At 35.0% G+C, this 21,874-nt stretch carries 26 protein-coding genes; 1 reads left to right on the forward strand and 25 read right to left on the reverse strand.

The window, feature by feature from the left end; genetic code table 11:
* Positions 1–27: 27 nt before the first annotated feature.
* The 22 genes from BBF96_RS09340 to tmk form a co-directional block, all read right to left on the reverse strand.
* Entirely contained in the window at positions 28–1,410 is a 1,383-nt protein-coding gene (locus BBF96_RS09340; protein WP_127016897.1) for a TolC family protein, read from the reverse strand.
* Positions 1,400–2,512 (reverse strand): TolC family protein, encoded by a 1,113-nt coding sequence (locus BBF96_RS09345; RefSeq protein WP_127016898.1) that lies wholly within the window; start codon positions 2,510–2,512, stop codon positions 1,400–1,402. The genes BBF96_RS09340 and BBF96_RS09345 overlap by 11 nt, the downstream gene beginning before the upstream one ends.
* A 528-nt stretch (positions 2,513–3,040) precedes the next feature.
* Complete coding sequence (locus tag BBF96_RS09350) at positions 3,041–4,111, reverse strand: M24 family metallopeptidase (protein ID WP_127016899.1); 1,071 nt, start codon at positions 4,109–4,111, stop codon at positions 3,041–3,043.
* Positions 4,112–4,361: 250 nt separating this feature from the next.
* Entirely contained in the window at positions 4,362–4,805 is a 444-nt protein-coding gene (gene aroQ / locus BBF96_RS09355; protein WP_127016900.1) for a type II 3-dehydroquinate dehydratase, read from the reverse strand.
* Between the two features lie 24 nt (positions 4,806–4,829).
* The gene (locus BBF96_RS09360) at positions 4,830–6,098 is read right to left on the reverse strand and encodes a type II secretion system protein GspD (protein WP_127016901.1); all 1,269 of its coding nucleotides are present in this window, start codon (positions 6,096–6,098) and stop codon (positions 4,830–4,832) included.
* Positions 6,088–6,777: a hypothetical protein gene (locus BBF96_RS09365; RefSeq protein WP_127016902.1), complete on the reverse strand. Its 690-nt coding sequence runs from the start codon at positions 6,775–6,777 to the stop codon at positions 6,088–6,090. Before BBF96_RS09365 ends, BBF96_RS09360 begins: the two co-directional genes overlap by 11 nt.
* Complete coding sequence (gene pilO, locus BBF96_RS09370; protein ID WP_127016903.1) at positions 6,778–7,320, reverse strand: type 4a pilus biogenesis protein PilO; 543 nt, start codon at positions 7,318–7,320, stop codon at positions 6,778–6,780. It abuts the gene before it with no gap.
* A complete protein-coding gene (locus BBF96_RS09375; protein ID WP_164730987.1) occupies positions 7,317–7,856 on the reverse strand; it encodes a PilN domain-containing protein in 540 nt (179 codons plus the stop codon). The genes pilO and BBF96_RS09375 overlap by 4 nt, the downstream gene beginning before the upstream one ends.
* Positions 7,857–7,952: 96 nt before the next feature.
* Positions 7,953–8,414 (reverse strand): zinc ribbon domain-containing protein, encoded by a 462-nt coding sequence (locus BBF96_RS09380; RefSeq protein WP_164730988.1) that lies wholly within the window; start codon positions 8,412–8,414, stop codon positions 7,953–7,955.
* Positions 8,415–8,736: 322 nt separating this feature from the next.
* Positions 8,737–9,630 carry a type IV pilus biogenesis protein PilM gene (gene pilM, locus BBF96_RS09385; RefSeq protein ID WP_127016906.1) on the reverse strand — a complete coding sequence of 298 codons (894 nt, stop codon included), beginning with the start codon at positions 9,628–9,630 and terminating at the stop codon, positions 8,737–8,739.
* 344 nt (positions 9,631–9,974) lie between these two features.
* Positions 9,975–10,244: a late competence development ComFB family protein gene (locus BBF96_RS09390; RefSeq protein ID WP_236777798.1), complete on the reverse strand. Its 270-nt coding sequence runs from the start codon at positions 10,242–10,244 to the stop codon at positions 9,975–9,977.
* Positions 10,245–10,475: 231 nt separating this feature from the next.
* Positions 10,476–10,841: a hypothetical protein gene (locus BBF96_RS09395; protein ID WP_127016907.1), complete on the reverse strand. Its 366-nt coding sequence runs from the start codon at positions 10,839–10,841 to the stop codon at positions 10,476–10,478.
* A 4-nt stretch (positions 10,842–10,845) separates the two neighbouring features.
* On the reverse strand, positions 10,846–11,391 hold the full coding sequence (locus BBF96_RS09400; RefSeq protein WP_127016908.1) for a hypothetical protein: 546 nt from the start codon (positions 11,389–11,391) through the stop codon (positions 10,846–10,848).
* Positions 11,348–11,731 carry a hypothetical protein gene (locus BBF96_RS09405; protein ID WP_127016909.1) on the reverse strand — a complete coding sequence of 128 codons (384 nt, stop codon included), beginning with the start codon at positions 11,729–11,731 and terminating at the stop codon, positions 11,348–11,350. The genes BBF96_RS09400 and BBF96_RS09405 overlap by 44 nt, the downstream gene beginning before the upstream one ends.
* A 4-nt stretch (positions 11,732–11,735) precedes the next feature.
* Positions 11,736–12,188, reverse strand: a complete 453-nt coding sequence (locus BBF96_RS09410; protein ID WP_164730989.1) for a prepilin-type N-terminal cleavage/methylation domain-containing protein — start codon at positions 12,186–12,188, stop codon at positions 11,736–11,738.
* A gap of 5 nt (positions 12,189–12,193) precedes the next feature.
* Positions 12,194–12,943, reverse strand: a complete 750-nt coding sequence (locus BBF96_RS09415) for a prepilin peptidase (RefSeq protein WP_236777799.1) — start codon at positions 12,941–12,943, stop codon at positions 12,194–12,196.
* A 25-nt stretch (positions 12,944–12,968) separates the two neighbouring features.
* Entirely contained in the window at positions 12,969–13,385 is a 417-nt protein-coding gene (locus tag BBF96_RS09420; RefSeq protein WP_127016912.1) for a type IV pilin protein, read from the reverse strand.
* Between the two features lie 22 nt (positions 13,386–13,407).
* Positions 13,408–14,451: a type II secretion system F family protein gene (locus BBF96_RS09425; protein WP_127016913.1), complete on the reverse strand. Its 1,044-nt coding sequence runs from the start codon at positions 14,449–14,451 to the stop codon at positions 13,408–13,410.
* A 178-nt stretch (positions 14,452–14,629) separates the two neighbouring features.
* Positions 14,630–16,303, reverse strand: a complete 1,674-nt coding sequence (locus BBF96_RS09430; protein ID WP_127016914.1) for a GspE/PulE family protein — start codon at positions 16,301–16,303, stop codon at positions 14,630–14,632.
* Between the two features lie 14 nt (positions 16,304–16,317).
* Positions 16,318–16,761 carry an excisionase family DNA-binding protein gene (locus BBF96_RS09435; protein WP_127016915.1) on the reverse strand — a complete coding sequence of 148 codons (444 nt, stop codon included), beginning with the start codon at positions 16,759–16,761 and terminating at the stop codon, positions 16,318–16,320.
* A gap of 26 nt (positions 16,762–16,787) precedes the next feature.
* Positions 16,788–17,153: a DUF4258 domain-containing protein gene (locus tag BBF96_RS09440; RefSeq protein WP_127016916.1), complete on the reverse strand. Its 366-nt coding sequence runs from the start codon at positions 17,151–17,153 to the stop codon at positions 16,788–16,790.
* Positions 17,154–17,593: 440 nt separating this feature from the next.
* A complete protein-coding gene (tmk, locus tag BBF96_RS09445) occupies positions 17,594–18,259 on the reverse strand; it encodes a dTMP kinase (RefSeq protein WP_127016917.1) in 666 nt (221 codons plus the stop codon).
* Positions 18,260–18,476: 217 nt separating this feature from the next.
* Here tmk and BBF96_RS09450 point away from each other — a divergent pair, with 217 nt between their 5' ends.
* The gene (locus tag BBF96_RS09450; protein WP_127016918.1) at positions 18,477–19,190 is read left to right on the forward strand and encodes a DUF2225 domain-containing protein; all 714 of its coding nucleotides are present in this window, start codon (positions 18,477–18,479) and stop codon (positions 19,188–19,190) included.
* Positions 19,191–19,235: 45 nt separating this feature from the next.
* On the opposite strand, the gene ltaE is transcribed toward BBF96_RS09450, so the two are convergent.
* The 3 genes from ltaE to BBF96_RS09465 are packed head-to-tail and all read right to left on the reverse strand — an operon-like array spanning position 19,236 to position 21,842.
* Positions 19,236–20,279, reverse strand: a complete 1,044-nt coding sequence (gene ltaE, locus BBF96_RS09455; RefSeq protein ID WP_127016919.1) for a low-specificity L-threonine aldolase — start codon at positions 20,277–20,279, stop codon at positions 19,236–19,238.
* A gap of 5 nt (positions 20,280–20,284) precedes the next feature.
* A complete protein-coding gene (locus tag BBF96_RS09460) occupies positions 20,285–21,169 on the reverse strand; it encodes a DMT family transporter (RefSeq protein WP_127016920.1) in 885 nt (294 codons plus the stop codon).
* Between the two features lie 13 nt (positions 21,170–21,182).
* Positions 21,183–21,842 (reverse strand): Crp/Fnr family transcriptional regulator, encoded by a 660-nt coding sequence (locus BBF96_RS09465; protein ID WP_127016921.1) that lies wholly within the window; start codon positions 21,840–21,842, stop codon positions 21,183–21,185.
* Positions 21,843–21,874: the final 32 nt, after the last annotated feature.

Below are 21,874 nucleotides of genomic sequence, written 5' to 3' on the forward strand. Positions count from 1 at the left end.
TCCCTCCTCTTTACACTTAAAGACTCATTACTTATAAAACTCATCAAAACAGAGAGTTTTACCTAAAGTCAGCCTGGCTAAAACCAATTGCTGTCTCAACTGCAAGATAGATACTATTTTCTCAGCAGCCTCAATTTTCATATCTAACAATTCCAATTCTGAAAGATAACCTTGATTATAACTAATTATACACCTCTTGTTCCGCTCCAGGATTTCTTTAAACTCTTCTGCTGCTTCAGCAAGGTCAGATTGAAGATTGTATATTTGCTCTACCTGACCTTTCAAAGCAAAGATTAAATCATTTTTCATTTCTTCAAAAGCCAATTTTTCTCTCTCCAGTTGAATCTCTGCCCTTTTTATATTCCTCTCCAAAGAAGGATTAAAAAGTTCTTTAGTTACACCTATAGTTCCTGAAAAACTATTGGCATTTTTGTCAGTACTGTAATTTAAATTTACTCCAATATTAACCTGCCAATCTTTTGATTTTTTTAAATCTTCCAATGCTGCCTCTGCTTTTTTTACCGCCAGAAAACCTATTCTGTAAGAATAAATTCCATTCAAATATTTTTCAATATTATTTTTATTCCAATTTTCCAAAAAAACATCTACTTTTTCTGTCTCCAATTCTAAACAATCTGGATTAAAACTCAAATTTATCTGTTCTGCAAAAGTCTCATCAAATTCTAACTGACCATAAAGTCTTGTAAAATCTCTTTCTGCCTTTTTAAATTCTAGCTGGAGCTTTTTATAATATTTTTTAGCATTATTTAACATACCTTTATTTTGATCTAAAACCATCTCAGAGATCATTCCAGCATCATATTTAATCTGCGCCTCTTCTGCTAAAAGCCGACTCTTTTCCAGCTGTTTTTGGGCTACATCAAGCTGATATTTCTTTATCAGAAGTTGGTAATATTTATCAACTACTTCACAGACCAGATTGGCTTTCAACTGGTAAAATTCATTTTGCTGGCCCAGATAATCCATTGTCCAGGTTATAACCTCACTGGAATTTCTAAAATCCCATAAATTAAAATTCCACATAAGATTTCCATTAAACTGAATCTTATCTGCAGAATCTTTTTGAATTGTATTTCTACCAACCAACTCTATCTGATAAGGCAATTGAATAGTATATTGTATTTCTATAGTAGAATTGTTCTCCAATCCATCCTGAGATATAGAAAAGGCAGGTAGTGAAAGATTTAGTCGATTTATACCCCAATGCTTATCTGATTCTAATTCTTCCAAACTTAAATTATAATCTTTTAAACCTAATTGATAATTCGGGTTCTTCTCAAATACTCTCTCAATCCACTCATCTAAAGTTAAAGGTTCCACAGCCTGAAGAACAGAAGACCATCCTATTACAAACAAAATTATTAAAATCCATTGATACTTACTTCTCATTTTGACTAACTCCTTTATTTATAATTTCTTGACAAAGAGAGTATTTTTTACCAATGATCTGGTTAAATAATGCTTTAGACATATTGTAATCATAAATAGCTTCAATCCAGATTCTTTCAGCATCCTTTAAATCATTATAACCAATAATCACTTCCCGTAATGGGATCATCCCTGCTTCATATTTTACTTTAAGTACTTCCAGTTCTTTTTTTGCATGCTCATATGCCAATCTAGCATTAATAACTCTATCATTACTGGAAATCAGATTTAGATAAGCATTTCGTACTCTGATCACCAGCTCCTTTTTAACCTGATCAAGTTGAATTTGCGCTTTTTCTAAATCATGTTCAGCTCTAATAATTTCTATCGTCGAATTTAACATTTTCTTTTTTAATTCCAGAATCTCTCTGGCCTGTTTTAAAGCTTCATGTGCTTCTTTTATACTTTCTGCATTCTCTAAAGCATACTGAATAGATTCTTCTAAATCTACCTCTATCGGCTTATATGAAAACTGCTGAACATCCAGTTCAAAAAATCTGTCTAACTCCCATCCCATAGCCAGATTTAATTCCATACGTGCTGTGGTCAAATTGAAACAGGCATAAGATAATTCCTGTTTTACCCGTTTTAAATTCTCTTCTGCAAATAATAGATCTTTTTCCGGAACCAACCCACTTTCATATTTCACCTTGACAATTTGTAATTGTTTCTCAGCCCATTCTAAAGCTCGTCTTTGATATTCAACAGTTTGAATATTTTTTAAAACCTGATAATATTTTGTCTCTATCTCTAAGATCAACCTCATTCCGATTTCATATAAAGCTTTCCGCGCCTTTTCTATTTCATTTTTTTTATTTATCATTTCATTAGAAGCTACATTACGGGGATCCTCCATTTTCAACTTCTCTAAATCCAGCTCTGCTTCTTTAAGTTCATTTAAAGCTAATTTGATCTGAGGATGATCTTTAAGAGCCAATTGAATACATTTCAACAAACTCAAACTCTGAACTAAGCTTTCTTCGTGTGCAGTTAAAACAAAGTCATTAAACAACAATATAAAGATTAATACCATCAATATAATTAAACCTTTCTTTTTAACCATAATAATCCTCCTTAAATGCCTGAAAAAACTTTAGTTAAACCTATCAATTCTTTTAAACAGATTTTTTTACTATAACACAAATTTTTTATATGTTTTTAATTATAATGTTATAACAATATAACCAAAAATTTCTTGCAAAATTTAAAAAATTAAATGAAACAAAGGAATTTTTTTCATTCCTTTGCCTCATTAATCTAATTAAAACAATTTATGATTATACTGCAAAAAGATAATTTTGAGCGGCATAGAAATTTTTCGCTAAACTATCTTAGCCCTATTTCAGACGAAATAAGGCCCCATCACAGGTGGTGATCAGCTAATCAAAGGTCAGGGAGGAACCTTTTAGTTAGGGAGCCTTATTTCGACTAAAATCGAGCTTTAGATGATTCGAAAAATTTCTCAAAAAGCAAAAAATTAACTTTTTACAGTTTAATTATTTATTAAATATTTTGTCTATTTTCCATTATATCTAATTTAAAATCCAATATCTAACCTTAATCATAACAAAAATTAATTATCAAAACAAAATTACAACTTTATCAACTCTTTAGTGGCAGAAGTTAAAACACGACAGCCATCTTTAGTAATCACTACATCATCCTCTATTCTAACACCACCCCATTGGGGAATATAAATTCCCGGCTCTACAGTAATGACCATATTTTCTTTTAAGATAACTTCCTCTTTAAAAGAGACCCGTGGACCCTCATGAATCTCTAAACCAATCCCGTGACCTAAACCATGTCCAAAGTTAGATCCATACCCTGCTTCAGCAATGATGTTTCTGGCAATAGCATCGGCTTCTTTAGTGGTCATACCTGCTTTAATCTGATCTAATACACTTTGTTGAGCTTCTTTTACAATATTATAAATCTCGATCATCTTTTCATTAGGTTCACCAACCACTACCGTTCTAGTGATATCAGAGTGATAGCCATTATAAACAGCGCCAAAATCCATCTTTAAAAATTCTCCTGATTGAATTACTCGATCACTTGCCACTCCATGAGGTAAAGATGAACGCGGGCCAGATGCAATGATAAAATCAAATGCATTCTTTTGCGACCCCATCTTTTTCATAAAATATTCCAATTCCAGGGCCACTTCCACTTCAGTTACCCCTGGTTTAATAAAGGATTGGATGTGTTCAAACGCAGCATCAGCTATTTCAGCGGCTTTCTTAATCATCTCTATCTCTTCTTCATCTTTAATCAAACGAAGTTCTTCTACTAACCCATCCAATGGAACCAGCTCAGCAATATCCCCAATTTGATTAATATATTGTTGATAATCAAAGAACGTCATACCCTGAGACTCAAACCCCAGTTTTTTGATTTTTAACTCATTAACAACTTCCTGTACTTTGACCACTATATCCATAGTGCCGTCTACAATCTCAAAGTCTGGAGCCTGTTCAGCAGCCTGTTCCAAATAGCGAAAATCTGTAACCAGAATATTACGATCTTCAGTAATTATCCCAACTCCTGCAGAACCTGTAAAACCGGTTATATAGCGCCTATTTTCAGCTTTGGTAATCAGTACTCCATCAAGCCCTTTTGCTGTAAATAATTTCTTAAGTCTTTCAACCCTCTGTTTCATCTACTTCTTCCCCCTAACTATGTTTTTTATTTAGATATGATTATACTGCAAAAGCTAATTTTGAGCGACATAGAAATTTTTCGCTAAACCATCTTAGCGAGATTGAAGTCGAAATAAGGCCTCATCACAGGAGGTGATGAGCTAATCAAGGGCCAGGAGAGCCCTTTGATTAGGGAGCCTTATTTCGACTGAAATCGAGCTTTAGATGGTTCGAAAAATTTCTCTTAAGCGAAAAATTAGCTTTTGCAGTTTAATCAGATACTAATTTTTCTTTCAAGCCTTTTAGAGCAAGTATATAACCCTGTGAACCAAAACCAGATATTTGCCCTAATACAACAGGGGCAATCACTGAATGATGACGAAATTCTTCCCGACTATAGATATTGGAAATATGCACCTCAACAGCAGGCAAATTAACTCCTGCCAGAGCGTCCCGGATGGCAATACTGTAATGAGTATAGGCTCCCGGATTAATGATAATTCCGTCATATTTTTCAAAATAGGCCTGGTGTATAAGATTAATAATTTTACCTTCTTCATTTTCCTGATAAATAGTTACTTTAAGATTCTCTTTTTCAGCAAAATCCTGTATTTCTGAATTGATCTCTTCCAGGGTCTTTGTTCCATAATATTTTGGTTCACGGATTCCTAATAAATTAAGGTTAGGGCCGTGAATCACCATAAATTTAAACATCTATCTTCCCTCCAACCGTAAGAATCATGGAGTAATTTTAAGGGAGTGGTGATTTTGCTGCTCATCCTCCCTCATTTCTTTTTCTATAAAATTCCTGGCCTTTTTTCTATCAATTTGCTCTTTAATACTATTTCCTATTTCAGTTTGAGGATAGATAATCCGGGGAGTAATAAAGATAACTATTTCAGTTGACTGTCTGGAATTTTCATTATGTCTAAAAAGCATACCTAGAATAGGAATGTCTCCCAAAAACGGTACTTTTTCTAAGCTCTTTCGATCCTCCTCCCGGATCAATCCACCGATAACAAAAGTTTCTCCATCACGAATCCGAACTACAGTCTCAAATTCTCTACTCCGAATTAACGGATAACCTCTAGTTAAATATTCACCTAATGAACTAACCTGGGGTTTAACCTGAAGGGTAATATAACCATCATCAGAAATTCGAGGGGTAAACTCCAATTTAATCCCAGCCTCGATGTATTTGACGACAGTTTTAAGCTGACCATCAACCTCTTCCTCTGCTTCTACCGGAACTTTATCACCAATGAGAAGTCTGGATGCCTCTCCATCCAAAGTAACAAGACCAGGATTAGCCAGAGTTCTGGCTAATCCTTCTTTTCTTAGTGATTCAACTATATTGGGAAAATCAAAACCAATATCGGTGACAAAACCATTGGAATTTAAAATTAATTTAAGTTTTGCATAGTCTCCCTGTGGAACTCCTACCTTATCCAATCCAGTTGTAGATATCTCTTCCACTCTTACATCCAGAAATACCTGCGGGATAGGAACATCCAATTTAGATATAATTTTTTGAGCCTCAGTAAGCTGAGATTTTTTACCTGCAAACACCAGCGTTCTGGTTCTATCATCAATAACAATGGTACTTCCAATCAATAATCTTTCCAGAACTTCTTTAATCTTATCCATTTCGGCGTATTGAATATTAAAAGCTCGAATTCCCATTTCAGTAAAATTTTCTTCAATTTCTGTCGGTTCTGCTATTAAAAGAGTATTACCCACCCAGTGATATTCCAGGTCATTGATAATAGTTATAAGCTTAATAGCTTCTTCAAAAGATACTTCATTTAATGTCAAAGTTATCTTACCCTGGACAGATTGATGAACAATCAGGTTTACTTCCGCAATCTGGGCCAATGTCCGAAATACATCTCTAAGATCGGCATCCTTAAAATCCATACTAATAAGAGTATTTTCATCTGCCTGAACCGGAGTTAAAAATAAGTAAAATAATATAAAAATTAAAATAAGAACACATTTACTCTTCATCAAAAACCACCCCTTCCAGTGTTAAGATAAAACACTGGCCTTCTTTGTTTTTAAGTAAAACCTGATCTTTTTTTATCTCCTCAATCACCCAATCTCCTATTTGATCACCTGTACTAATAATATAAGTTTTGTCTTCAAAAGTTAAAATCGCTTTTTGCAATTCTCCACGTATTACAATTCCTTTCAGCATATAGGGAGGATATTCTACCTTTGGCTCAATAATTTCTGAATCTACATTTCCAGTTGCAATCTGGTCATTTACCATCTCATATAAATCCTGATATGTAACCTCTTTATCAATTTCCTTCTCATCTTCTATATCCGATTTTGAATCAGTTAATTGCTCTTTAGAATTGGAAACTAATTTCTCCTCCGAATCTTTCTTTTTTAATATATTCTGGAATGGATCACGCAAATTTTCTAAATTGGTAACTATATCGTAAAGAAAAGATTCATTTTTTGAATTTTCCACTTTCTCTTCATTATTTTCCTTTTTAGAGAAACTGAACTGGGTATTTTTCTGACCTTGATTTGTTTCTTTACTTACATTAATTTTTTGAACACTCATAACCGGTTTAGACAAATTATTCTGATAAAAAGACCAGGCCCCACCAATAAGTACCAGGAAGAAAATGCTTATTAAAATAAAACTTTTTTTTCTTCTTTTTTTATCGAACATCTAATCACTCCACTTCCCCGGCTTAAGATATACCTCCAGATTAAGTGAACACTGCAACAAACTATCCTGATAAGGCCCAATCTCGAAATCCAAATTCTTTATAAGATGTTTTTTAACTATTAATGAAAGAAAACTTAAAATCTCTTCATAACTACCCTGGATCTTAATTTGCATATTCTGATAAAAATATATTTTATCTTCAATAATAGAACCCAGATTAAAAGAGATGGGTTCTATTCCAGTAGATTGAAAAATAGATTGAATAGATTCCACCAATAGATATATCTCATCTACAAAGTAAAGTTTACTTTCCAGACCCTTTACATATTTCGATTTTGTTTCTTTTTCTTCCTTCAAGCTTCGATAGTTTTTCCAAAGCTTTATTCTTGAACTGATAAGTTGAAACTCATTCAAGTCAGCTTTTTTCTGTTTATATAATCTTATTTCTGGAATTAAAAAGAAAAAAATTGAGATAAAAATTAAAATAAGTACAATTCCCAAGGCCAGCTTATACCTAAATTCATAAAAGAAGAAATAGGTCATGGTGTCCCACCACCTATCTCAAGCTCTAAAGTAAACCGAATTACTTGATGACCTTGAAACTTAAGAAAATGGATCTCACTGATCTCAGGAAATTGTTTCAATCTTTCTATCCAATTTAAAATTTGAACATAATTTATACTTTCGCCTTCAATATAAATTTTCCCTCTTCCCTCATTATGAATTTTTGTTAACCATATCTCTCCGGGCAAAAAATAAGCAACTTTTTTTAGAATCGGAACAGGATTTTTTTGTACATTGTTTAAAATTTCTATCTTTTTATCCAATTCAGCCAACTCGTTTTTGATTTTTTCATATTTTTTTTGTAAAACCTCTAAGTTACTTATATCTTTCAAACGATTAACCTCTTCCTGTTTAAGTACATTAGTCAGTTCAAACAAACGGATATCAAATTTACGATTCATCTCTGTCAAATAAAGTTGAAAGAACAAAATCAAGAAAAATATAAGAAGGCAGAACCAGAAAAGGTATCTGGTCACCATATATCTTTTAGTTGGAAAAAAATTTATCCAGATCATTAAACCACCGTTGACTTATATCTGATAAAACCTATCAGAAAGCAACGCATACTTATAAACCCTTTATAGATTTATAAGTCTTATCTGATACTCCTATTATGCAGATTTAAGCAATCTACATAACTTGAAGTCGCTTTCTACTTTGATAGGATTGCACAGCTCAATATTAAGCCAACGGTTTGCACCTCCTTTAACATATTTTTGCTGTGCTTTTTTATTTCCTAACATACAAATATTTCCCGCCCCATTTAAGTCAGCATTAATAACTTTATTAATATTTGTATCTTTGAATAAGCCACGTTTAACACACTTTCCTCCGGAAGCATTAGTTAAATCTATGGCACACCCGGATAATTCTTGAATAATTCTTATATTTTCAGTAAGGCTACTTGCTTTTGATGTATAACTTTCGTCTACTACTGCCACTTCTATTCCATAGTCTTTTGCTTTGTATTTGATATAATCTAACAACTTGATAAATGGTATTTTGTTTTGTTTCTTTTCTAAAATTACTTTTTCCATTGTTTTTAAGTTTTGATAAGCTATTGGATATAACAACTTCGTTTACATCGTGTTTGTAAAGATATTCCAATATCCTTTTGCTTATCTTGTGAAATTGGTCCTGAAAGTACCTGTTTCTCTTTTCATAAAGAAATGTTCTGTATGATTATACTGCAAAAAGCTAATTTTGAACGACATAGAAATTTTTCGCCAAATCATCCTGGCGAGATTTCCGACGAAATAAGGCCTCATCACAGGAAGTGATGAGCTAATCAAGGGCCAGTAGGGCCCTTTTTATTGATGATTCGAAAAATTTCTCAAAAAGCGAAAAATTAGCTTTTTGCAGTTTAATCATTAATATATTTTTAATACTAACTGCCTATATCACTCCCATAAAACCTAATCCAACAGCACAGGGCAACTCCTGAGCTAGCTCATAAGGAAGAGGTTTTTTTGTAGAAATATTGACCTGCAGATGTCTCCAATGAAATGAAGGCATCTTCAACCGGATTTGATTTAACATCTCTCTCTCCCCAAAGAATAGACCGGTATTGAGCCACAGATTATATAGAGATTTAAAATGTCTCAGAGTAGAGATTAATTCAGATATAAAAATATCCAGAATTGGTTTTTTTGGTTCCCCGGAACGAAAAAGAGAAACACTCCGAACCAACTCCACTATTCCTTCATAAAGAAGAATAAAATCAAAACTCCTACTCCTTACCCGGGCCAACACCCCGCTATATCGAGAGAACTCACCTATAAACTCCACATAATTGACCAATCCAAAAGGTTGAAGGGTTAAAAACTGTACCGGCACCTTTAACTCCTTAAAGAGTTGTAAATATTTATTCAAACGATCTCTATGCAAAGCAGCAAAAAGAATTTGACAATCATCATCAGATTGATCAATTATTTGATAATTATAAAAAAACTCTGTAATAGGATAGGGGAGAATATTCTCCCCTTCCCAACGAACAATTTTATCCATCTCCTTTAAGGGAACTTTTGGAATTTTAAACTTTCGAACAAATGTCTGAATCCCAGATATACCTACTATTATTGGAATTGGATTTAAAGAAATCCTCTTGGGTAACAGAGATGAAATTTTTTTTCGAAGAACGGATAAATCCTTAATTTCACCATTTTCAATAATATCCAACGGTAAATCTACAATCTGCCAATGGTTAATTATAATCTCTCTTTCTTTTATTAGTTCCACCAGATAAATGGCCCGGTCAGCAATTTCAAGACCGACCGCTCTTTTTTTCAACTAACCCCGACTCTGGAAAATCTATAAAAATTATTATAGATTTTCCTCATACACTCAAACTTAGTGTACATAATGCAAGCCCCCTACACTTGCATAGCGCGAGCCAACGCTATCTGTTCACTCCTTTCTTTAAATCAAGCAACTAATTTTCCATAATGAAAATGTAGGGTAGTTACTTGATTTATTTTTTATAATAAATTTTACTACAAAAAGCTAATTTTTCGCTTCATAAAGAAATTTTTTCAAATCATTTAAAGTTCAATTTCAGCATAATACAGGGTCTTCGGCCTATGGATTGGTTTATAATATACTGTGATGAGACCTTATTTTGGTTAATGGTACTCTTACATAGAATGTCTGGGATTAGTAGAAACCACTTCAATAGCCTTAACCAAAACCTTTGAAACATCAGCAATATTTTGAGTATTCATATCATCAAGTTTAGTAAAAACTTCACCCCTATGGCTGGAAACATAGCGCGGTGGTAAATGATTTAATGCATATGTTACCATCTCAGTTCTACACTGCTCACATGCACAAATATCTGTCCTTCCCTGTAATAATTCATCTAATTTTTCCACTACTATCCGTTCCATATAATTTTTGATTTTCACTGTAGATCCCCCTTCAAACTAAATTTATTTCCGCATCTATTATACTATCTTTTTATCAATAAACGCAAATCTCGTTGTTAATTCGATTTGAGGAATCTACCTAATTAAACAAAACATTTTACATGTCTTTGCTTAGAGAAAACTACACTAATAGCTTTATATCTGCAATATATTGGATGCTCAAGAAACATAGTCCTATCCCTTCACTTTACCTATGGTAATCTCTTGTTATTATTTAATTCGAGTTATTGGAGGCGACTTAGTAAAATACGCATCTTTCCATACCTCATACTGCTTATAAATTCCACCTGACCAAACTATTATAAAATCAGAATCTTCTAAAATCTTTAACCGAATCTGCCCTGCCTCTCCCAAATCATCCATCCAGTTTTCAGTACGCCAGGTAGGTTCCTCTTTCAGTCGATAAAAAGCATATTCAATACCTGCTTGAGCAAGGTAATGAGTTTTTAATTCCAGATACAGATTATAGTTAATCTTACTCTCAATCAAAAAATGATCCATAGTAAATAAACCCAACAATAGCAAGCCCGATAAAACTACCAACGTCAATATCAAAACAAATCCTTTATCTCCCATTAACTCACTCCCAGCTAAAACCGGGCGAAACCGATGTTTTAAGATTTACGGTTGTCCCGGCAACCTCACTCCCCATTTCAATCTGAATCAATTTCGGATCAGTACTGATTAGATAGAGATATTCAATTCCCGAAGCAATGGTTGTTCTCCCCCAATTTTTACCCGGCCTTTTTCTGGCTCTTATCAGATTTTTTGATGAATTAATGTAAAACCAATATAAATCTGAAGATCCATATTTAGAAAACATTATCTGGGTATAAGTAAAAGGAACATCGGTCTCTTCTATCAGAGTAATAGTTTGAGGATCTGCATCCTCTAAATCTGAAATCAAAAATTCTATCCCCATCCTAATTTGATGACTGATTTCAGAACGATAGCCAATACTATGAAACAACTGAACACTTGCTATAAAAAAACTTAAAAATCCAGAAAAAAGAAGTCCAGAAAGACTTACAACTAACAACACCTCTAAAATTGTAAAACCCGGATAAAATCTATCTTTATTTTTAAAGCCTACACCGGTATGTAACAATTTGATAACTCCTCTCATAACCGCCATACTCCTGCCATAAGACCTTTCCAGACAACACCTTATATTCAGGGGAACCATCACTATTTTGATCAACATTTTCTACCTCCAGAGAAAACCAGATCCCTTTTTCCAGTTCCCTTAAAGTTTGAGATTTAAGAGAGGAAAAATCTACCGTTTTTAATTTCTCCATTTCACCTCTTAAAAGTTCTAAAGCCTGCAATGAAATTTCTGTATTGAAACCGGCTTCAATACTTCTTAAAAATAACTCCGCAATTGCTAAAATTCCAATCTCCAGTATTAATAAAGCTAATAATAATTCCAACAGAACAAACCCTTCTTTTCCACTCTTAAAAGCCAATCTCTCACTCCCTATCTATCCTTATTTTACCTGATCCCACAGCAATCACTACATTCCAACGGGTCCACTTATCTTCAAGGGTAATGGTACACCCAAAGACAGGAGTTCCCTGAGGAGTATAATAAAAAGTCTGCTCCATTCCCTTCACCGTACGGTTTAGTCCTATCATGTCTAACCCTTCTAGATTGATTTTCTTTAAAACCTTCTCCTCATCTCCTTCCAATTCATAAATTCGATAGGACTCATTAACAGGATCTAAAGTTAAATAGTGACGTTTACCGTGTAAAATTGCCCGGCGTTGTGCCCACCTTAAAAGATCAACCAACCTCTGTACTTCATCTTCATTGGCAATCTTAGTTAAACTATTTCCATCCAGTCCCGGAATAATCAGAAAAAGAACTGCCATTAGAGAGATTACCACTAGAAGTTCAAATAAAGTAAAACCAGTATCACTCAATCCTCTCACCTCAATACCCATTGAAAATAAAAGCGAATAAGTGCATCTCCATAGAGAGTAAATAACAAAGCACCTGCTGACAGAAATGGTCCATAAGGGATTGCTGTCTTTCGATCGACTTTTTTAAAAATCATAAGATATAAGCCGTACACAGAACCAATTAAAGAGCCAAAAAAGATAGTTAAAAGAGCTCCCTTCCAACCGAGAAATGCTCCAATAAATCCCATCAGTTTAATATCTCCACCACCCATTCCTCCCCGGGAAAAAATAGCAATAAGGAGAAATAATCCTCCTCCTACTAAAATCCCCAAAACCGCATCCAACAGAGAAATCTGAATGGAAAAGATAGATGCCAGAATTCCAATAACCATTCCGGGTAAACTAATTATATCAGGAATAATCCGATGTTTAAAATCAATCCCCGATACAACAATCAGGGCTGAAGCGAAAAAAAAGCTCAAATAAGCCTGGGCATTTAAGCCAAACTTTAAATAAATCAATAGATAAATCAAACCAGTTAGTCCTTCGATTAGCGGATATTGTAGTGAAATTGGAGAACTGCAATAACGGCATTGGCCCCGATAAATAAGATAACTCAGGATAGGAATTAAATCCCAGGCTTTAAGCCTCTTTTGACAATTTGGACAGTGAGAAGGAGGAGTTATAATGGATTCATTTTTCGGCAAGCGACAAATACAGACATTTAAAAAACTACCTATTAAAGTACCCATAACGAAAACAAAGCTTTCAATCATCATTCCACATCCCCTATTCTTTTGATTAGATTGTCTGGGCAGTAGGGGTAATCCCACCTGCATAGGTTGAAAAATCCTCTTCAATACCTTCACTGGTTGCATATAGATTATATCGGGTATCATAGATGAGAAAATCTGTATTATCTGCTCCATATTGATATGGGTCGGTGGTTCCAGGAATTATACAGATTTTCCTTTTGATATACCCTTCTGATATCAATGTGGCTAATTGGTCAGGATAGACAGAATTATCCAGTTTATATCTCTCAATAGCTGTCTGAAGAGATTTCAAATTACTTTTAGAAACAGCAATATTTGCATCTTCTCTGACACCACTAAATTTGGGCAAAGCAATAGCTGCCAGAATACCAATAATAACTATGACCACCAGAAGTTCCAGAATAGTAAATCCCCTATGCCTATCTGTATAATTACACATCATTAATCCATTCTCCTTTCTATATTTATATTAGTTTAATCATTTCAAACATCGGTAACATCACTGCAAAAATTATAATACCTACTATCAAAGCAATCCCCATTAATAGTGCTGGCTCAAGAAAGGTTAAAAATCTCTCTATTTGATTTTTACAGTTTTTTTCATAAATCTCTGCTGCCCGATTCAGCATCTCTGCTAATGAGCCCGATTCTTCTCCAATACTGACCATCTCAAGAAAAATATCAGGGAAAAAACGGGTTATTTTTAATGAACGGGTCAAACTAATCCCCCGTCTTAGATTAAAAGCAATCTGTTTTAAATAATCGTCTATAGGAAAACCTAAAGTTTCAGAGGTTAATTCAATGGCCGAAAGAACTTCCAGACCATTTTCAAGAAGAAGACCTAAAGTTCGTGCCAATCTAGCAGTTAAAAGCTGTTTTTTTAATCTACCCCAAATGGGTAAGCGGTATTGGAAAAGAATTATCCACTTTTTTACCACCGAAACCCTGAAAACAGCGGAGAGAAAAACTACAGATAATAGAAGACCGATCATGTATTTTTTATAATTAGTATTGAGATGCCGACTCATTGACATTAGGCAATATGTAAGCATTGGTAAATTAGCCTCTAAACTCACATAGATTTCCTGAAATCCAGGAATAACTTTAAAAAGGAGAAAGCAGATTACTCCTAAAGAGGAGATTAGCAAAATTAAAGGATAAGCCAGGAGTTGATTAATCTTTTTACGAAAGTGATCTTCCTGATTATAATATGTAGCTAATCGGTCCAAAACCAGATCCAGACTATTGGTCATTTCTCCTGCCCTTATCTGGGAACAAAAGAATTGAGGTAACTTAGTTTCATGTTTGCTAAACCCCTGATACAGTGACTCCCCTTTTTCTAAAGACAGCAAAAGGTCAGAAATAATCTCCTGTAATCTACTTGATTTTTTCTGTTGGACTAGAAGTTTAAGTGCCTGTGGAATACTAAGCCCTGACCTTAATAAAGTAGAAAATTGTCTGCAAAAATTACCCATTTCATTATAATTGATGGTTTTTGAAAACGGCAATAACCCCTCCTTCCACCTAAAAATAGGTCTTATTTTGATAGGATAGAGTTTATTAGCCCTTAGCTGATATAAACATTCATTTTCATCCTTTCCATAAATCACCCCTTAATCAATTCTCCATCCCTATCTCTGGCAATATATCTAAACTTTTTCATTCTGCCGAATAACAAAGCCCTCCTTAAAGAATTACCCTTAAAATTTCATTAACTGTTGTTAATCCTTCTCTTACTTTGATCAACCCATCTTGCAGCAATGTCTTTCCATTAGCAAGATAGTAATTATATAGCCAATCATAAGAAATCTGATTTGTAATTTTTTCGCGAATCTTTTCATCAATAATCAAAATTTCAAAGACTCCAACTCTTCCATAATAACCAGTATAATTACACTTTGAGCAACCTTTACCAATAAAAGCTCTATCAGGCACTGCTTTAACTTTGGCCTGAAAAAATCTTTTTTCCTCTTCAGAAATCTTTACTTCCTCCCGACAGTCAGGACAAATTCGTCGGACCAACCGCTGGGCCACTGCACCAATTAATGTTGATGCAATCAAATAGGCTGGAATACCCATATTGCTCAAACGTGTAATGGTACTCACTGCATCATTAGTATGGAGCGAACTTAAAACCAAATGACCGGTTAAAGCTGCCCGGATGGCAATATTAGCTGTCTCTTCATCGCGAATTTCTCCAATCATTAATACATCCGGATCCTGCCTTAACAAAGAACGTAAAGCTTTTGCAAAGGTTAAACCCGTTTTTTCATTGACCTGAATCTGATTTACCAGATCAATTTTGTACTCGACAGGATCTTCTACAGTAGAAATGTTGATAGCTGGTGAAGCTAAAAATTTAACGCTGGATGATAAAGTAGTTGATTTACCGCTCCCGGTTGGCCCTGTAACTAAGATAATGCCATATTTCTTTTTTAGTAATTCCTTATATATTTGCAAATCTTCCTTAAGAAAACCCAATTCTTCTAAAGAAAGAATTTGAGAGTCCCGATTTAATATACGTAAAACCGCTTTTTCACCATAAATAGTAGGTATGATGGAAATGCGTAGATTAATCTTCCTTTGACCATAAATATAGGAAATAGAACCATCTTGAGGATTAAAATGTTGTGAAATATCTAAACTAGCCATAATTTTAAGTCTGGAGATAAGGGGAGGATGGACTTTGCGTGGAAAAGTATGCAGAGTGGATAAAACACCATCTATTCGATACCGGACCCGGGTCTCATCACGGGTCGGCTCTATATGAATATCACTGGCACGATTTTGGAGAGCTTGATAAATAATATGATTGACAAGACGGATAATTGGAGCCTGGTCAACTTCTTCCCACTCTAAGATCTCCTCCTCTCCAGAGACCATTACTTCTTCCTCCAATTGCTGGATCATTTGGTGGGCGGAATGACGATCCAGGCGGTAGAAATGCTCAATTGATTCGATAATTTGCGAGGGGATAGCCAGGTGGGGAATTACTGTTTTACCTGTAATAATATGTACTTCATCTAAAGCTAAAATATTATGGGGATTAGCTATGGCAATGTGAAATCCATCCTCCCGACTCTCCAGGGGAAGAAGTAAATGGCGTCGCGCCAGTTTTTCGGGTATCATTAAAACAAGTTCAGGATCAATCTCTACCTTACTTAGATCAATCCACGGTACTTGATAAAGAATTTCTTTAGCTTTGATTAAATCCAATTCCGTTATTGCAGTAGATTCTATCAAAAGAGTTTCAAATGACTTCTCAGGCATGTTTTGATGTAATTTCTCAATCTCCCGCAATTTCTCGAGAGATATCAGTTTAAGATCAACCAGAATTTCAATAAGGGATCTTTCATCCAAAGAGTGTCAACTCCTTATTTCCCTTTCTTCTTTAATAAATCAAGATAAGCCTGATAAATTTCTTTTTCCGGTTGTGAAAGATTATGAGCACTCATACTTTGAATATAATCCATAAGTACTCCATACGGAATTCTCCACTCACGACCTATTTTGGTACCAGGCAGTTTACCATCACTTAACATGGTTATTACTACCTGGTAACTGACTGCTAAAAGAGCTGCCACCTCCTCACAAGTAAGAAGATCATTATACTCATACTTTTTAAATTTCCTATACTGATCTATACTTTCCTCAATAATCTTTCCATATCGGCTATCAACAAACTCTTCTCCACACTCTGTACAAACCTGATACGGTATTTCAGATAATTCAATGGGAATTCCGCGATAGTGATGATTAAAATCTGCCAATCTCTGCTGAACTGTACCTCCACAAATAGGGCATTTTTCCACAGGCACAATATTACCTCCTTTCCACTACCCACTCATTTCTTCACATATAAACCATCAGGCTGACGTTCCCAGCCAATCTCTTCTTTAAAATACATCACTGTAATTAAAATAACAGTCTTCTCTTTACCTAATGCACAGATAATGCCTATATCTTCCTGAAATCTATCTTTACTCTGTAATGTATATTTAATCCTCAAATTACCATAATGGTCATAGGAGCCCTCATGTCGAATGACTACTGGATTCTGAAGAGAAACTTTTAAATCCTGATAAGTAATCCCTCTTTCAACCATCCTGGTACTAAAATGCCGTGTTATAATCAGTTCCTGGTGTTCACGAATTTGCTTTTCTACCTTTGAATAATCATTATCCAAATAATTATTATAATTATTATTCATAATATCAAGACCTCCTTTATCAGGATCGGTCTTCTATATACTGAGTTTTTCTCTCCAAAAACATTATAACTCATGTTAAATTAGGTTGTCAATATATATCTTGAGATAAATTAATTTATTTTATTTTATTTTCCATCAATGTCAAGTTTAATTGAATATTTTTTACCAATAGCAAAACCCTGCCTTAAGGCAGGGTTGAGCTTGTTGACAAACCTTTCTTTTTTAGAGACTTACCCGCGCGCTGCTAGAAAAACTAAATATAATTTCTGAAGTGTATAAGTCAAGGCTTAAAGCCAGGAGGGCGAAAGCTTTGATTTTTAAGGACGTGCAGTCAGGATGGCGAAGCATCCGGTAGTAGAAGAAATTATATTTAATTTTTCTGTTCCTCTATGGGAGCAAATTATGTGCATCTCCTCTTTTTCAACAGCCCGAAGGCAGGGTTAATTTTGACACCATATTTCATACTTTTGTAACATCTCCTCTACAATCTTTCTAATCTCCTCATGCTGTTTTAATTTATCTGCTTTACCATTAACATAATGCAAAGGTGCTTCATACTTAGACAGTAGCCTATCATAACTTTCCCGAACCCGCTTCAATTTATCATAATTCTCATAAATATCCTGAACAGGCCGTCCTTTATTCAACCTTTCTAAACAAATTTCAAGGGGGCAATCTATAAAAAGAGTTAAATCCGGTAGTGGAAATTCACTATTTAGATGTCGGACAAACTCCAACTCTTTTTCATCATTGCAGTTATAAACCAATGATGAAAGAATATAGCGGGTGCATATAACAATCCATCCTTCCTCAATTTTCCGCATAATACCATCCACTTCATTATAAAGATGGTCATGGCGGTCTGCAGCAAAAAGAAAAGCCAGTTGACGGTCATCTAGCCTTTTGTCTCCAGTCATCTTAAACCGACCTTTGAGAGCCAATCTGATCAGGTTTCCAATCGGCCCTGATGTAGGCTCTTCAGTTAAAAAAACCCGATATCCCTGGTTAAACAAATATTCATACAATAACCGGGCCTGTGTAGAAGTCCCGGAACCATCTATCGCTTCAAAAACAATAAACATCCCCCTTTTTAATACTTTACCCACTCTTTAACTTCCCCTTCCTTTTTTAGCATTTAATTCATTTTGAGTTTCTACCACTAAAATTATTTTATTTCTATCCTTAACCTTAATATTCCTCCCTCTTATCAATTTTCTGAGAATCAGAAAATAAGCAAAATATACTAATTCAATGGAAACTAGCAAAAAAGTATGATATAATAAGACTATAGTCCTGATACTCTTTTTCAGGGAGGTTTTTGACATGTCTAATAATCCCTTTTATAAAAAAAAAGTAACCTGTCCTATATGTCTTATCGAATTTGAAACCACTCTAGTCAAATCCCATAAATGTATTCCTTCTGATAGAGATACTGATTTTTGCAATTATTACTCCGATGTCATTCCATATCTGTACGATATCTGGGTTTGTCCTCAATGTTACTATGCAGCACCGAAATCCATCTTTAATAAAATAAAAAAAGATGAGATAAATGCTATCGCTGAAATTCTGGCCAAAAGCAACCTCAAACTCAACCCTTTAGGAGAACGAAAACCAAAACAGGCACTTATTTACTTTAAACTAGCCCTTCTTTGTATGTCATACCGGGAAGTACCTGCTAGCACAATCGCAGGAGTCTGCTTAAAAACTGCCTGGATTTATCGCCTCTTAAAAGATTCTGAAAAAGAAGAAGAATATCTTAAAAAAGCAATTAAATTCTATAAAAAAGCTTTTTCTACTGAGAGTTTCCCTATCGGCAATCTTACTGAAATCCATCTCATATATCTTTTAGGCGAACTCCATCGTCGGATTAAAGAATTTCCTGAAGCTATTCAATGGTTCGATAAAGTGGTAAAAAATCCCCTGGCCAGTACTGAACCTGCCATTGTTAAAATGGCCCGTGATCAATGGGCACTGGCAAAAAAAGAGTATGATCAATTCAAAAAAGAAGTAGCTGCCACCACGACCAAGAGTTAAAAAGCTAAGGCTGCATCCTTAAATCAGGATACAGCCTTTTTATCTTTAGGCCAATTCTTTGCCAACTTCCTGCATAATCTTAAGTGCTAAATCTATTCCAGCATCATCTACATCTTTATGGGTAACCATCCGCAAATGATATGGCCCGAAAGGAGTAACAAGCAACCCCCGCTCAGCAAGAATCTTTATCAATTCTTCCACACTTTTACCCCAACCACTGCAATCTACTACCACTATATTACTCTGTACTTTGCTTAAATCTACTACAAGACCAGGAATTTCAACCAGACCATAAGCTAACCGTTTCGCCCGGTCATGATCTTCCTGTAACCGATCTACCATTTTTGTCAAAGCAATAATTCCTGCAGCTGCAAGAATACCTGCCTGGCGCATTCCTCCTCCTAATAATTTCCTATACTTGCGGGCTTTGTTAATGAATTCTTTTGAACCAGCCAAAATAGAACCCACTGGGGCAGCTAATCCTTTGGAAAGGCAGAACATAACCGAATCCATTTTCTCACAAAGATTCCTTACATCCACATCAAGAGCCGCAGCAGCATTAAAGATCCTGGCACCATCCAGATGAACCGGTACCCCATATTCATGAGCCGCATCAGCCACACTATTTAACCTATGTGGAGGAATCACCACACCTCCAGCCCGGTTTAAAGTATTTTCCAAACAAACCAGGCCTGTATTTGGAAAATGAATATTATTTCCTCTAATGGCACTGCGAATCTGATCTGGAGTATAACATCCATCTGCTGTCTCAATGGTTCTGGTTTGAACTCCTGAGAGCCTGCCAAGACCGCCTACTTCATAGAGAAAAATATGCATCCTGGGATCAACAATTACTTCCTGCCCTGGAAGGGTATGGGTCAAAGCTGCAATCTGATTCCCCATGGTTCCGCTAGGAACAAAAAGAGCCGCCTCCTTACCCACTATCTCAGCTGCCAATTCTTCCAAACGGTTAACTGTTGGATCTTCTCTATAAACATCATCACCTACTTCAGCTTCTGCCATAGCTTTTCGCATCTCAGCAGTTGGCTTGGTTACAGTATCACTCCTGAGATCTACCAATTTAGCCATTATTATCACTCCTTTGTTTTTATTCCGATTTTAAAATAATCACCAGCCTCAGCTAAAATCATACCCAACATAATTAACCCCCCACCCCAAAGACTCTGCTGGGTAATGGGTTCATCCAACAAAATATATGCAAAAATTAATGCAAAAACCGGCTCCAACGAAAATATAATGGCAGTACGTATTGCAGAGGTAAATTTCTGGGCCCAATTCTGAATCAAAAATGCAAGACCAGTAGCCATTACTGCCATATAGACTATTCTCCACCAGATATCGATATTATAAGTCAGCTTAAGTTCTCCCTTAAGACCTGCAGCCATTCCTGCAAAAATTCCAACCACACCAATCTGAATTATAGTCAGAAGTACTGGATCTTTATTTTGAACAAATTGACCAACCAGAAAAATATGTAGCCCAAAAGATATTGCACAGAAAAAAACTAAAAGATCACCCAGATTAAAAGTCCATTCTCCATCATAAAAAAGAAGTAAAAGTCCAATTACTGCCAGGAAAACACCTGTTAACACTAAAAGAGGCGGTAGCTTTTTAAAATAAATAGTAGAGATAAGAGGTACAATAACAACTGATAAGCCAGTAATAAATCCGGCTCTAGAGGCTGTAGTAAAGGCAAGACCGCTTATCTGAAAAATATATCCTCCACTCAAAGCAAGTCCTAGATAAAAACCTAGCCTTATTAGATCAAGCTTTAAACCAGAAAGTCTCCACCAATTAACAATTATTAATACCAATGCTGCCAGAGTAAATCGCAAGAAAATAAAATTTAAAGGTCGAATATCTTTTAAAGCATCTTTCATCAGTGCAAAGGTTGTCCCCCAGATCAGCACTATAAAAAAAAGTGCCAGATCGGCTATAATAGATTTGTATTTATTCATTGTTCACCATCTCCTATCCAATATATCTCATTAATTGCTGCAGATCTGTAATTAAAATTCGTCTATTTACAATCTCAATAATTCCTTCCTCCTGAAATTGATTTAGTGTTTTGGTTACAGTAACCCTAGAAGCTCCCAGAAGATTAGCTAACTCCTGATGTGTCAGGGAAAGCTGAATCAAAATCCCCCGCTCTGTTTTTTTACCAAACTGCTTACTAAAAATGAGAATTTGATTGGCCAGACGGCCGGAAATATCATAAAAGACCATATCTTTGATCTGTTGTGTAAGTGTACGCACCTTTTCTGCCATCACTTTCAAAAGATCAAAAGAAAGATCAGGTTCTTTAAATAACGCATTTTTCAAATCCTTAAAATTCATACTGTAGATAACCGTATCCCCAAGGGCTTCAGCATTGACATCATATCCTAATCCGTCAAATAAAGAAACTTCCCCAAAAAATTGACCAGAAGAAAGGATGAATAAAGTTTTCTCCTTTCCCTCATCTGAAATCATGAAGATTTTGACAAGTCCTTCGGCAATATAAAAGAGACAATCCTCCCTCTCATTTTCCATAAAAATCAACTCATTGGCTTTAAATTTACGCTGAAATCCCTTTGTACGAAAGAAATTTTCCAACTTTAAGTCTGGTCTGATCTTTTCCAAATTGTTCATTATTTTTTCTCCCTTCCCTCCATTAATCAGTA

It is taken from the genome of Anoxybacter fermentans, from assembly GCF_003991135.1.
Lineage (GTDB): Bacteria > Bacillota > Halanaerobiia > DY22613 > DY22613 > Anoxybacter > Anoxybacter fermentans.